The sequence below is a fragment of the Saprospiraceae bacterium genome (genome assembly GCA_016712145.1).
Taxonomy (GTDB): Bacteria; Bacteroidota; Bacteroidia; order Chitinophagales; family Saprospiraceae; genus Vicinibacter.
Map to the genome: position 1 here is coordinate 2,366,284 of JADJRO010000001.1, position 14,522 is coordinate 2,380,805.

Consider the following 14,522-nt stretch of genomic DNA (forward strand, 5'->3'; position numbering starts at 1 on the left):
GAAACCAATAAGTCGATCAATCTACTTTGTAGGTAGAAGAACTAATTATTTGCGGTAGAAGGAATTGGTCAGTTTTAAAATTATATCTAATCAATTGATAATGTGTATTTTAACTATATTTTAATACCCTCGGTTCATTGAAAAAACTTATATTTCGGTCCTGAAAATTGAATACTTTTACCTAAGTATATGCCTAATCGAATCCGATACATTATTGCCGATGACGACGATCTATTCCGAACGCTTACGCTTCAGTATTTGAATTTAATCCCAGACCTTGAATGTCTCGGTGAATTTAATGATGGATTGTCTGCTATTGCTGGAATTCAAAACACACACCCTGATTTAGTGATCAGCGATGTTGAAATGCCCAATTTAAATGGGATGCAATTGGCTAAAAGTATGAGTCAGCTTCCCTTAATGATTTTTATTAGCTCTCATAAACAATATGCTGTGGATGCCTTTGAAGTGGATGCGGTAGATTTTCTGACGAAACCCATTCAAGCTGAACGTTTAATTAAGGCTATTGATAAAGTGCGCAATCTATTGGATTTAAAGCGAAGTATTACAAATCAAGAAGCTTTAAAAATTGAAAATGGCGATAGCTTTTTTATCCGGGAAAAAAGTGCATTTGTACGAATTCATTTTACAGATGTAAATTACATTGAGTCCCTAGCAGATTTTGTCAGTATTTTTTTATTGGATGGAACAAAAAAAACTGCTCTGGTAAGTTTGAAAAACCTGGAAATGCAATTACCTGCCAGTTCGTTTATACGCATATCCCGAACCCATATCGTTAACATCCAAAAAATAACATCGCTGGATCCTAGCATGCTTAGTCTTGGTAAAATTAAGTTGCTCATTGGAAAGTCCTACTCAGACAGCGTGCTGCAAGCTGTCCTTGGCAATAATGCAATAAAGCGCTTTTTATGAAATTGATAAAAAAATTAGTAGTTTTTCTTGCGCTTGCCCTTTATTTAAATTGTGTTTGTGCTCAGGAAAATCAAGCCATTGATAGTCTATTTAAATTGTTAAATGACGAGCAGATTGATTCCAATCAGTTATCCATCAATCAGGCTATAGCTGATTACTATATTAACTTGAATCTAAATAAAGCAATCGATTATTATGAAAGGTCTAAATATCTGGCAGAAAAACTAAATAATAAATCCCAAATAGCCTCCAGTTACTATATTCTTGGCAGTTGCTTTTTAACTAAAGGAAATTTTGATTTGTCTCTTGAAAACTATTTAAAAGCAGTAAGACTCTATGAAGAACTAAATTTTAAACGTAGGCTTACGAAAACCTATATCGACATTGCCTATTTATACACAGAATATTCATATTACACTAAAGCACATGAATATTTTGAAAAAACTAAATTGTTAATAGATCAAACACAAGACACCTTTGAATTAAATTATTACTTTCAGGAAAAAGGGAACTTCTATTACAGACAAGCTAAATATGACTCTGCTATTATATGTATTAAGGAGTCAAATCGACTCGCTGCACTATTAAACAATGATAACTATTCCATTCCAAATTCCTTATCCAATATTGGATTGGTGTATAAAAAAATGGGTAAGTTGGATGAGGCTCATCACTATATTGATAGTGCATTAAATTTACTTAAAATATCAGGTGACTTAGATTTTCTACTTGCAGGCATTTACAATAATCTGGCCTGTATATATAGTGCAAAACATCAATTTGATTCGGCAAATTTATATTTCCAGAAAAGCATATCCCAGTCTAGAGACAAGCATGATGTATTACTTGAAATAGAAAATTACAGAAACCTTGCAGAGATGTATGGCTTAAAAAAAGAATATGGTTTACAAATTCAATATCTCACTAAATATTACAACATAAAAGACAGCCTGTTTAATTCCGATAAACAAAATCAGTTGAATCAATTAGAAACAGATTACCAATTAGAGAAAAAAGATAAACTAATCACCAAAAAGAATCTGGAAGTCATTAAACAAAAAAATAACCGCAATCTTTCATTGCTTTTTTCTGGATTCGCCCTTATCTTATTATCCGGATTATTTTACTATTACCGAAAAATTCAAAAAAAGAATCAAGATTTAGAAATTAAAAACACCCTTATTGAAAATCAAAAAACCGAACTGCAACAATTAAATCATATTAAAGATCGCCTGTTTGGCATCATAAGCCATGATTTGCGAAATCCTTTGATTACATTAAGAAGTTATTTGATGCTATCGGATAATGAAAGCATCAGTGCGGATAAAAAAATACTTTTTAAAAACCAAACCATGGAAGCCGTAAATCAAACCGGCGATTTATTGGATAATTTATTGACCTGGGCAAACCTACAACTGAAAAATGTTGAAACACCCCTGGTTCCAATTGCCTTGGATGAATGTGTTTCAGATGTGGTAAACATTTTAAGTGTTCAAGCAAAACAAAAGGAAATTGAAATCATCCAACGAATTCAAGCCATAGTTTTTCCCAGTAATTCAGATGTTTTATCCATTGTACTCAGAAATTTAATTACCAATGCGATTAAGTTTAGTAAAGAAAAACAGGCTATCATTCTTGAAAGCAATCAAAATGAACAGGGAATTCAATTGATCGTGCAGGATTTCGGACAAGGACTCAGTAGCGATCAAATTCAAGCTATTTTAAGCAGTACCAATGATTCCACCCTTGGTACCAAGGGCGAAAAAGGCAGTGGCTTGGGTTTGTTTTTAGTGATGCAAATGCTCAAAAAAATTAATGCACAATTACTTATTGAAAGTCAATTAGGAATTGGAAGTAAGTTTATTGTTTTTTGGAAAGAAACTCAGGACGTCTAAATAACTATTCATCAAATTAAATGGAAAATGTAAAATTTTAACATGCAGCATTTAATCCGAATAAATAGTATTTTATTGTTGATGATCTTGTCATTGAGCTTAAAATCACAAACTACCTCCTGGACATTAAAATGCATTTTAGAAAGCAAACTCCAACACAGTTCGGGAATCCTTACGCTCAATGAAGGGCAAACATTTTGGACACAGGTTGACAACAGCAGTCCCGCCGAACTTTATGAAATCGATCTCAATTGCAAGATTCTTAGGACCGTTAAAATCATAGGTGTTTCTAAGACCGACTGGGAAGAAATAACCACCGACTATCAAGGTAACATTTATCTGGGAGATTTTGGCAATAACAACAACAGCAGGCAAGATTTAAAAATTTACATCTTACGCGCAATAGCAAACAATTCAAGTGACAGCATTCGTCCGGAGCTGATTCAATTTAACTATAATAATCAAACCGCATTTCCTCCGGCTGCGGCCTACCGCAATTTTGATATGGAAGCCATGGTTTGGTATCAGGATACGCTGCATTTATTTTCAAAAAACAGAACCGATCCATTTACAGGCTATACCTACCAATATAAAATTCCAGCTATTCCTGGAACCTACGCAGTGAATCCAGCGGATAGTTTCAAAACCGGTGATGGTCCGGATCTATTTTTTTGGATAACCGGTGCAGCATTCAATCCGATTGATACAGAGTTAATTTTATTGTCCCACGACCGCCTCTGGAAATTTTCAGGATTTGATGGCAGTCGGTTTTTTAGTGGAAAAAACAGTTTAATTACCTTGACGACCTACTCCCAAAAAGAAGGAATCTGCTATGCTAAAGAAAATACCTGGTATTTAACTGACGAATATTTTAGCACCCTGCGCATCGGTGGCAATCTCTACGAGATGAAATTGGAACCTACAAAAATCGAGGAATCAGATTCTGAAATTGAATTCGCTGTATTTCCCAATCCGGCACAACGTTTTTTAGAAATACTCATTCCCAAAATAAATCCGGATCATCCGGACCAACTTATTTTATACGATGCTTTGGGCAGCATCCTGTTACAAACCCGTCTAGATAAAATGCGAACTCTAATTCCAATCGAACATTTAGTCAATGGAATTTATTTTATAAGAGCCTATTCAAAAAAAATGAATCGCTTTATTGTGAAACGAGTTTTGAAGGTGGAATAAGTTGTTTTGCTGTCTTTTGTCTGTATTTATTTTAACTCGCTATTTTACCAAATAATTATCATATTAATTTTCCCGAAATATGTTAAAGTTTGACTTTTTCAAAAAATAATTGCCTAAAAATTTGGAGATGTTTTTTTTTTTTTTTCAACATTTGTACTAGAAAGCATTTCAATAGGATAATTAGATATTATATCGTCACATAGCTTTCGAAATAGGACCATTTGATTATTTCATTATGAAAATAGTATAGCTATGATACCAGAACAATCTATTCCGCCAGTTTATTTCAGCTGATTTTTTTTATCCGCAATGGAATATAGGTAATACGATTTATGAAGATCACCTAATAAAAAAATCAGCACCCAATCAAAAAATTTCCTGATCAACATTAGATTGGATGAATTGCGTTTGTAATTTAGTTACAAGCCAATGCAATCAGGATACAATCATTCGAAGCAACTTAGATAATTGACCGGTTCAAGGTCTAGAGATTTCTATTGCTTTTGTAAAATATTAATTATATATACAGATTATAGCTTATAGTCATTTAATGAGCCATCTGGTTTTACTATTTAAAAAATACTCTATGGAATAAAAACTTGAATTAAGCAATGAAATTATTTCTTTTTAATTAACACTTTTTAATATGAAAAATCTATTCACTTCCAGTACAACTATTTTCAAAAAAGTATTAACTATCACTTTAATTGTGATATGTTTATTCCAACAGAATTTTAGTCAAGATATTATTAATTCACTTTAAATTCTATTTTATGAAATCTTTAAATTTCAAATTAGCCAGTGTAATCTGGGTCATTTTATTTTTGGTATCATTTCCTTTCTTTTTGTTTGGACAATGCGGTTTCGCTCCTGATCCAAATGAACCGAATTATCAATATCCCGATTGTCAAGCCACACGAGATTGGAAGTGTATTAGAATTAAGTTTCATTTTTTGAATAACACAAATGGACAGCCCGACGATTTTCCTCCCGAAGAACAGTTTAGGAGTTGGTTAGCCCAAATAAATAATCTATATTTTGATGCAAAAATCAGGTTCACTTTTGATTATAACTGCATTCATTATGGGAAGGAAGGTGATATACCTAATGATTTAACAACCAAAGATAAATTCGAAGATTATTTGGGCTTTGAAGGCACGCAAAACCCTTTGGATCCAGAAGACTTTATGGATGTTGATGAAAATTCGCTTAACTTTTATAAATTTCAAACTCCTTTAGATGGTGCTCCGTATGCAAACCCATATTTTGTTTATGATAATAGCAACATTATTAGCTCATTTGTCCATGAGTTGGGACATTCTCTTTCATTGGTTCATACTTTTGAAACAAAATTTCATTTTGACGGAACAACAACATTCTTACATGAACCCAAAAATCACAATAAGGTAGATGGTAATAATGTACCTTTGTGCCAAAATACAGGTGACAGAATTTGCGATACTGGATTAGATCCATATTTAAAAAGTTATGTTGCCAACTGCACACTTAAGCCCGGTTGTAGTACATATAACAATTATTATTCCAATTGTCCGGATGGGTACAACGATACCTCCACCGAATGGGACATCCCCTATGATAACTATATGTCTTATTATTATAATTGTCATAGCCGATTTACAGCTTGTCAGATTGCTAAAATGCATGAAGCTTTGGAAGGAGAATATCAGAATATTTACCCTAATTACCTACTAGATTGTAGTCAAGATCCATACGCGAATCTTAACCAAAATTGTGACGATATAACTATTGATCAGGAGGAAGAATGGACTGACGATGTTGTGAAGCTGTGTGCTGGAAAAAAAATAAACATACTTCATGGTGCCTCCTTAAAACTAGTAAGGACAAAAATAACAACTGATGCCGCCAACAGCGCATGTCCAGGCCTTTCTGGAAAATGGGATGGAATTTATATCACAGGTGATGGTTTAAGTCCGAGTTCTTTACAAAGTGGAGGAGATTATTTATTAATAACAGATAATTCTGTGGTTGAATACTCACTTAATGGAATTCAAGCGTTAAATGGAACAAATGGCATTTTAATAGATCACTCCAATTTTATTAATAATGGAGTGGTCATGAATGTTAAAGACAAAAGCAGTACGAGTAGTACCCCGCCATATTATACAGCGTATCCGGATGGCAAAATTATAATTAAGCAATCTACTATAAATGTTGAAAATGAGAATTCAAATACCCAGATTACTATTCGTGGTGCTGATCTTGATATGGGTCAATCGAACATTACAATTGCATCAGGAATTGATAAATTTGGAACGGGAATAAAACATTTAAATGGCAAATTAGATGTTAACGATTCCAAGTTTCGAAACTTTGATGTCGCTATTGATAAAGAAAGCGATGGTATTTTAGGTGGATTAATATTAAAGAACAATAAAATATATAATTCTCAAATTGCCGTTAGGAACAATACCAATAAAACTACAGCGCTTCATAATTATTTAGAGGGAGCAGTTCAAAGTTTATCTTTATGCTACGGAACATGGGATAATAATACTTTTACCGGATATTTGAAAGGACTTGCAATGAATAACCCCTCTGAATCTATGAATCTAATAAACAATCTGTTTGATAAAAATAAGGCGATATTCTCAGGGAGTCATAAAAATACTAATGTCCTTTGTAATTTATGGGATGATACCAATGATGCGATTAGAGCATTATTTACCAATCCTGTAAAAGAGCTAAAACCAAACTGGGGAAACCAATTACAATCTTCTGGCAATAAATGGGAAAATGGAAATATGCCTCGAATGGTGATAGCTATAACCCAAGGTGGACCCACTAGAAATTTTCAACCTGATGAAACACAGCAACGATTCGATTATGTTTTGGGAGTTCAAGAAGCTAGGGGGAACGAAAATGAAACTTGTACAAATGACTACCCAACAGCATTGTCTAATCCAAATGAGAATGAATCCCAATTTGTTAATAAGGAATATCGAGATTCAATTTGGACTGTTAACGATAGCTTATACGACTATTTACAAAACCAATTGCTCTATGCTGATTCCGCCCAAAGTGTTATGATTAAAGAAAGAATGAGTGATACGAAAGTAAAAATGGGACAGGCTGTCCTCTTTTCTCTTATTGATACTGCATATATAACTGACACAACTTTTGTTACAGAATGGGAAAGTAAAGCAAACCCAAAACTTGTAAATCAATTAGTGTTATTAGAACTACTATACCAAGACAATTATGATGGAATGATTACCTACCTGAATAATTTAAATCCATCGGATACTTTGGATATCTTGGATAAAGATAATTTATTAGATTGTTTAGACTGGGTTAATGACTTTGTTGACGAAAATTATTTACTAACAAATCTTAATGTTGAAGATATTAAAGAATTGGAAGAATATGCCCGGTTATCATTTGGTGATTATACTTCCATAATTCGGGCTTTTCTTAACCTAGAATATGGAATCAGAATTAGTCCCTTTGAAGATGAATTGGAACAATATGTGAATAAATTTAAAGAAACAAATAAAGAAGAAATACAGGAGGAGATTCTTATTTATCCTAATCCTGTTCAAAATTGTTTGCATATAGAATCACAAAATCGAGGGATTAATTTTAGGGTTAAAATAATTGATATTAATGGGGTCGAAATTGTGAATACCGAAATTAAAGACAATGAGCAATTTTGTCTGGATGATGTTTTGCCACCTTCACTTTATGTACTAAAAGTTTCAGATACTGTTGGTCATGAACTAATTCAGAAAAAACTAATAATAAAATAGATAGAATATTAAGGAGTAAGGCTATCTTTGCTATAGGCTATTGATAGCCTTTGCTTTTTGTCATGCCAGTGAAAAAAATCATACTTGTAATAATATTATTGATTAATATATCTGAATTTCTTTTCGCTCAGATAAAGACTTTTGATTTGATTCCAAATGTTGGAGGTTTGAGATCGCAGTCAAGAGGATTTATGGTCTATGCAGATTCAAATTATATTTATCTTTTAGGAGATAGAAAAGATAGTACGGTAATGGGGTTTGAGCCTGGAATTTGGCCGTACATGGCAAAATTTAACTATTCTGGCAAAATGCTTGATACTTCCTTGTTAATTGATAGTAATTATCAAAAATCATTTCGAATCAGAACGTCAAAAATTTATAGGATAAATGACAGTACGATTGTGTTTCATTCATTTAGAGATAATGGAGCCATCTATGCTGACAAATATTTGGTCTTATTGGATTTAAAGATGGGTAAAATTTTGAAAAGTAATAATTTAATTGAAAAAATTGATTCATTGAATCAACATCATTATATTGAATTCATTTCTAAAACAGACGTTGGCGAATTAATCGCTTCGGTATTTTATTATCAAAATAATAATAAAGTAGTAACCACGGAAATATGGGAATTTGATTCAACTCTTAATATTATAAAGGTCATTAAAGTTCCAGACACCAAGTATAGGGAATATTGTTATTGGGTTGGTAAAACTGGTAATAATTATGAACTTATTAATGAGGTAAGGGAATATAAGAATCGCCAAGGCAACATAGTAACTACTATTGCTTATTTAAAAATCGATTCTGTTGGAAATATCATTAAACGCCAACCGCTTGAACTTAATGGTGATTTCGGTTTTTATTTAACAGATACATATACCATTATGCGTGATTCTTCAAATCGTTTTATTATTACATTGAATGAACTTATATTGACTAATGAATGTAATGATTGTTTTGCATCTATTCCCTATGTTTTTTATTTAAGCCCTGAATTAGATACTGTGTATAATAAAGTTAAAATGTATTCTGAACCCAATCCCATCAAATATTACCCGAATTATACTTTAGGAACAATGACTGCTTCCATTGATAATTCTGGATATTTAACCTGTGGAGAAATGTTGGGCGATGTATTAGGCAGCAGCAGAGGCTTTATTTTCAAAAATTCCTTCTCTGGAGATAGTTTGTGGTTCCGAAAATATAAGCCAATATCATTTGAATCTGATCGCGCTTATTGGATGGAATTTCAACAAATAACTTCAACTCCTTTTAATACTTATGCAGTTGCGGCAACGGTGGCGGATATTAAGGACGAAGTGCTTAAATCATGGATATTACACATAGATAGCTTAGGATGTTTGGTTCCTGGTTGTGATGAAATTGTAAAGAATTTTAATTATGAAAAAACGAAATCTAAAATCTTTAATATATATCCGAATGTAGTCAAAGAAATATTTTACATGCATTCCAACATTGATTCAAAGAATACTTATAATTTATCATTGCTTGATCTAAATGGAAAAATGATTAAGACGATTCCTTTCAAACCAAGTAAAGGTATGCAATATATTTTGGAGTTACCCCTCGGTCTATTATCGGGGAACTACTTTTTATATATTTATAACGATAAAAATGAATTGATTCAGTACGATAGAATTAGCGTCCCTTAATTCTTAAAATTATAGTTCAATGTTTGAGCACTAAAAGGTCTGCTCGGCTTTCCATCTATCATAAGTTTTAGATATATCTTGTAATTCGGAAGATTTATAAAATCCTCGACATCAAATTCAGGATACATCTCTTTTGCCATGTGCATAGCCTAAGAAATGCACTAAATTATTATGATCATTCAAATTAAACCAAAAACAGAAAATACAAAATCAATATTCCCCAATTCTTCAATTTAAACCAGCCAAAAACCCAAATTTTCTTTAAACCCATGCCTAAACACAGCTATTATGGATTTCTAAGCACTTTCTAAGTAGTGTTAAAGTTTTTTGCGCTGTAAAATATTGCGATACTTTGCCTGAGTGAATTAATTATTGAATTTCAAACAGTTATGGATTGGATTTGACAGTTCCGATTTATAAGCTGTATATTGTAGGTAGTAGTTTAGTTTGTATAAAATGTATCTAAAAGTATTTGCTTTTGGTATAGCCACGCTTTTGTTGTGTGCTTGTAACAATCAGGAAAAAGTATTTCATATTCCCGCTGCATGGGAGCACCAGGACGCCATGTGGTTGGGTTGGGAAGCTGATACTTCCTACGGATATCAATCTGTTCTCGTGTCAATTATTAAAGCAATCAGTCATAAAGTTCAGATAAATCTGGCTGTTGATTCTGATAGCTTGAAACTACAGGCATCTCATTATTTTAAATCTAAAGGCATTAATCCGGATTTAATTCATTTTCAGATAATAAAAGGTTCCCAATTTTGGATTCGTGATTTTGGAGCACAGTTTTTAGTAAACGATCTGGGTGAATTGGCAATTGTCGATTTCATTTTTAATGGATATGGATATCCCGATTTTTTAAAGAGGCAGTTTGGTGAAAATGCACAGACAAAAGCCATCCTGGATGCTATGGAACTAAAAGTAAGAGAAACCAATAAGGTAAGCAGCTTGATTGCACTCAGTCAAGGTGCTTCTATCATTAAAACCAAGATCGTTCAGGAAGGAGGTGGCACAGAAGCCAATGGAAAAGGATCCTTGATTTTATGTGAATCCACAGTGATGGATAGAAATCCAGCTTTATCCAAACGGTCCATTGAATCTGAATTTAAACGATTGTTAGGTGTGACAAATATTATTTGGTTGAAACAAGGACTCCTTGAAGATCCACTGCATTGTTTTAGAAGAATTCATCAAAATTACATTGCCTGTGGTACGGGTGGACACACAGACAGTTTTGTCCGATTTGTAGATGCAAGCACTATTTTTATTGCCTGGATTGACGAATCCGAAATAAAAGGAAATCCCATTCTTCAAATCAACCATGATCGCATGAAGGAAAATTATACCATACTTCAAAATGCATTGGATCAGGATGGTCGGCCCTTTAATATCATTAAAGTACCCATGCCGGATTTAATCAGTAAAAAATTAACTGCGCGCTGTTTTCAACAAACAAACTTTGATATGGAAGTCATTTCATGTCAAGGCTTCATTCCTTCTGAAATGCCGAATGAAGGTGAAACATTGTTTCAAGTGGCCAATGCGAGTTATTTAAATTTTGTGATTACCAATGGAATGATTTTACTTCCTACTTATACACACATGGGCTCTTCTAAATCAAAAGAAGACCTGGTTAGATTAATTTTTAAAATTGAATTTCCACACAGTCAGATTGTTTTTATAGACGCCATGCCCTTAAATTGGAAAGGCGGCGGATTACATTGCCTTACCATGGAACAACCCGGAAAATCTAAGTATTTGCCTTGATTTTTTAAAACCACAATTTACAGTTGTAATTAAACTATTTCTCAGTAGAAATTTGCTTGGCTACATAACTACCTTTTAATCTCAGATTTCAATCTATTTGTGATCTCAATAATTAATATTAGATTTTTCCTAATATGTTAAAGTTTGAATTTTTCAAAAAATAATTGCTTAAAAATTTGGAAATGGTTTTTTTCCTTTTTCAACATTTGTACTATAAAACATTTCAATAGGATAATTAGATATTATATCGTCACATAGCTTCCGAAATAGGACCATTTGATTATTTCATTATTAAAATAGTATAGCTATGATACCAGAACAATCTATTCCGCCAGTTTATTTCAGCTGATTTTTTTTATCCGCAATGGAATATAGGTAATACGATTTATGAAGATCACCTAATAAAAAAATCAGCACCCTATCAACAAATTTCCTGATCAACATTAGATTGGATGAATTGCATTTGTAATTTAGTTCCAGGCAATTAGTTTCAGGCTACATTCATTCGAAACAGCATAGATAGTAGGCCAGTTCAAGGTTTAGTGATTTCTATGGTCATTGTAAAATTAATATTTTAATTTCTGAAAAAGGCTTATAACTATATAATGAGCCACCTGATTTTACTTTTTATAAATATTTGATGCAAAAAATATTGAATTAAATAATGAAATTATGTCTCTTTAATTAACACTTTTTAATATGAAAAATCTATTCACTTCCAGTACAACTATTTTCAAAAGAGTATTAATTATCACATTAATAGTGATTAGTTTATTCCAACAAAATTTTAGTCAGGATGACTGCAATCCATCAATAATTACAGTTGTTTCTGACACAACAAGCCTGGAACCAGACCCATGTAGTCTTAATTATCTTTATTTAAATATTGATAGAGTAACAGAACTACCGGTAAGCTCATTAACTGGTAACTTTCGAATTCAAAGAGATTTAATAATTGATAAAAATTTTACCTTTTTAAATAGCAAGATAAAAATTGATCCAGGTGTTAAAATTACTATTGAAAGCGAAAAAGTGTTCACAATTGATGGAAGCCATTTATTCACATGTGCATTGCTTTGGAAGGGAATATTATTAGAATATAAGTCACAAATTGTAACTAAATCTAATAGTCTAATTGAAGATGCCGAAGGAGCTATTCAAGTAATAGATCAGTCTAAAGTGGTACTTAACATTTCAAATACTACATTCAATAAGAATAGAAAATGTGTTGTAATTGACAAGCAAAACCCTATGAGCCTTAATTTAGTTATTATTATTTCAGCTTTCAATAAAAATACATTTATGTGTAATGGCTTTTTGAAAGGAACAACGGATGAAATTACCCATTCTGGAATATACCTAAGAAATGCAGGTGTTGGATTAAGGAATAGCTTGTCTCCCAGTTTTACAAATTTATTTACTGGTATTTTATATGGTGTTTATCAAGAGGGAAGTACAAAATCAGTTAATTTAACAAACTGCACATTTAATGATATTAGAGTGGCTGGAGTCTATTCTCAAAATACTAGTTTGACAGGATATTTTTTAACATTTTTAAATTGCAATTTTGCAATGATGACAGTAAAGTATTTGAGATTTTTGATATATTTGGTCGTTCAATCTATAAAAGTCAGGAAACCATCGGTGATGAATTGATAAGATATTTACAAATTCCATCAGGTATTTATTTTATTAAAAATTTGAATAATGTTCGAAAAATTTACAAAAATTAGCCTGCTCATACTGAGTATTTTTATGAGCTGTTGCACTTCTATTAAATGCCAAAATAAAGTGGATTATTCGTGGATATTAGGTACGTATAACTTTGAAAATCCAAATATAACAATCATTAAATTCAACTCTGATACTATCTTAAGTGTATCAGCAGTTAAAGGGGATGCCTCAGTTTATACAGATGCAGGCTTAATTTGTGATACTGATGGGAATTTAAAAGTAATTGCAACCAACTGTGCTGTAATGAATTCTAATTTTGATACTGTTTCAAATTCAAACTTATTAAAAGATAGATATTTGAATTATTGTCAAGAGAGAAATGGAGCTTTTTGGCCCTTCGAGCAATCCGTTCTGGTTTTACCTTTTATTGGAGATAAAAATAAATTCCGGATTTTGTTTACGAATACACAAAGTATTAGTACAGAACAAGATAGCCTAAGATCTTTTTTTTATAGTTACTTGAATGGGGCCGTGATTGATTTTAGTAAAAAAGAACATGGTGAGTTAATAAATGTATGGCAACGTTTATATAATGATACAATTACCGTTTCTCACATTACGGCGTGCAAAAAAGATAATAATGAAGATTGGTGGATCATTCTGCCAATGGATGGAAGACCGCGCTATAGTATTCTCTCGTATTCCATTGATACAATAGAATTTTTTAAAAAGGATTGTCTAGGCAAGATCGGATTTAACAATATTGATTTCGAAGGTCAAGCTAGCTTTAGTCCTGATAGAACTAAGTATGCAAGATTTAATATAGCGAATGGATTACATTTATTTGATTTTGACTCCAAAAGCGGATCTTTATTGAATCCACGATTGATTAAATTAAGCGTACCTCCAGGCAATATATCTGGAGGCTTATGTTTTTCACCCAATTCAAAATATTTATATGTGTTTTGCGATAAACTGTTATATCAATTAGATGTAAGCAATCCTGATGTGGAATCAACTAAGGTATTAATAGATACTTTAGATTTAACAAGTGGTAAGGAATATATAGCAAGTTTCAATCATGGCTTATTAGCTCCTGATGGACGGATTTATATTAGTGGTATTTGGGATAGCAAATATCTTAATGTAATCAATAGTCCCAATTGTAAAGGAAAATTATGTGATCTGGTCCAACAAGCAATTCCATTGCCAACTAAAAATTCCTGGGGTGTACCAAATTACCCTCATTTTAGAGATAGAAAAGATGTTCCAGAGTGTCCTCCGGATAAGACCATTGAATGGAGCGAATCAAATTATAAAATTGAGTTTAAAGAAAGTTTTCTCACCTATGATTTTAAATCCAGTAAACCTAAAAGTATATCTTTTTATGAATTGTCTGGACGGCTGATTAAACTAATAGAATTAACGAATTCAAATGGGCAAATAAATATTGAATTTTTAAGTAATGGATATTTTATAGTAAAAATTGTCTGTAATAACAGACAGTATATAGAAAAAATTATTAAATTATAATAAGCAGCCCATTATATTAATAGATTAGTTTGATTAATAAGCTAATGAATTTATTA

The 14,522-nt window shown here is 32.1% G+C and carries 8 protein-coding genes; all 8 read left to right on the plus strand.

Translation table 11 applies throughout. From position 1 onward, the window contains the following. The first annotated feature begins 189 nt into the window (after window positions 1-189). A complete protein-coding gene (locus IPK91_09745) occupies window positions 190-933 on the plus strand; it encodes a response regulator transcription factor (GenBank protein MBK8297539.1) in 744 nt (247 codons plus the stop codon). Continuing rightward, a complete protein-coding gene (locus IPK91_09750; protein ID MBK8297540.1) occupies window positions 930-2,828 on the plus strand; it encodes a tetratricopeptide repeat protein in 1,899 nt (632 codons plus the stop codon). Before IPK91_09745 ends, IPK91_09750 begins: the two co-directional genes overlap by 4 nt. A 42-nt stretch (window positions 2,829-2,870) precedes the next feature. Then, complete coding sequence (locus tag IPK91_09755) at window positions 2,871-4,025, plus strand: T9SS type A sorting domain-containing protein (GenBank protein ID MBK8297541.1); 1,155 nt, start codon at window positions 2,871-2,873, stop codon at window positions 4,023-4,025. 773 nt (window positions 4,026-4,798) lie between these two features. Then, window positions 4,799-7,813 carry a T9SS type A sorting domain-containing protein gene (locus tag IPK91_09760; protein ID MBK8297542.1) on the plus strand — a complete coding sequence of 1,005 codons (3,015 nt, stop codon included), beginning with the start codon at window positions 4,799-4,801 and terminating at the stop codon, window positions 7,811-7,813. Window positions 7,814-7,881: 68 nt separating this feature from the next. Next, window positions 7,882-9,489 carry a hypothetical protein gene (locus IPK91_09765; protein ID MBK8297543.1) on the plus strand — a complete coding sequence of 536 codons (1,608 nt, stop codon included), beginning with the start codon at window positions 7,882-7,884 and terminating at the stop codon, window positions 9,487-9,489. 456 nt (window positions 9,490-9,945) lie between these two features. Further along, window positions 9,946-11,259, plus strand: coding sequence for an agmatine deiminase family protein (locus tag IPK91_09770; protein MBK8297544.1), 1,314 nt, complete (start codon window positions 9,946-9,948; stop codon window positions 11,257-11,259). Window positions 11,260-12,818: 1,559 nt separating this feature from the next. Further along, complete coding sequence (locus IPK91_09775) at window positions 12,819-12,992, plus strand: T9SS type A sorting domain-containing protein (protein ID MBK8297545.1); 174 nt, start codon at window positions 12,819-12,821, stop codon at window positions 12,990-12,992. After that, window positions 12,967-14,466, plus strand: a complete 1,500-nt coding sequence (locus IPK91_09780; GenBank protein ID MBK8297546.1) for a T9SS type A sorting domain-containing protein — start codon at window positions 12,967-12,969, stop codon at window positions 14,464-14,466. The genes IPK91_09775 and IPK91_09780 overlap by 26 nt, the downstream gene beginning before the upstream one ends. Window positions 14,467-14,522 lie beyond the last annotated feature (56 nt).

Excerpts from the sequence above, each read along its gene's own strand:
- IPK91_09755 (MBK8297541.1), top strand. The coding sequence starts at position 2,871 with ATGCAGCATTTAATCCGAATAAATAGTATTTTATTGTTGATGATCTTG.
- IPK91_09745 (MBK8297539.1), top strand. The coding sequence starts at position 190 with ATGCCTAATCGAATCCGATACATTATTGCCGATGACGACGATCTATTC.
- IPK91_09760 (MBK8297542.1), top strand. The coding sequence starts at position 4,799 with ATGAAATCTTTAAATTTCAAATTAGCCAGTGTAATCTGGGTCATTTTA.
- IPK91_09780 (MBK8297546.1), top strand. The coding sequence starts at position 12,967 with ATGTTCGAAAAATTTACAAAAATTAGCCTGCTCATACTGAGTATTTTT.
- IPK91_09750 (MBK8297540.1), top strand. The coding sequence starts at position 930 with ATGAAATTGATAAAAAAATTAGTAGTTTTTCTTGCGCTTGCCCTTTAT.
- IPK91_09770 (MBK8297544.1), top strand. The coding sequence starts at position 9,946 with ATGTATCTAAAAGTATTTGCTTTTGGTATAGCCACGCTTTTGTTGTGT.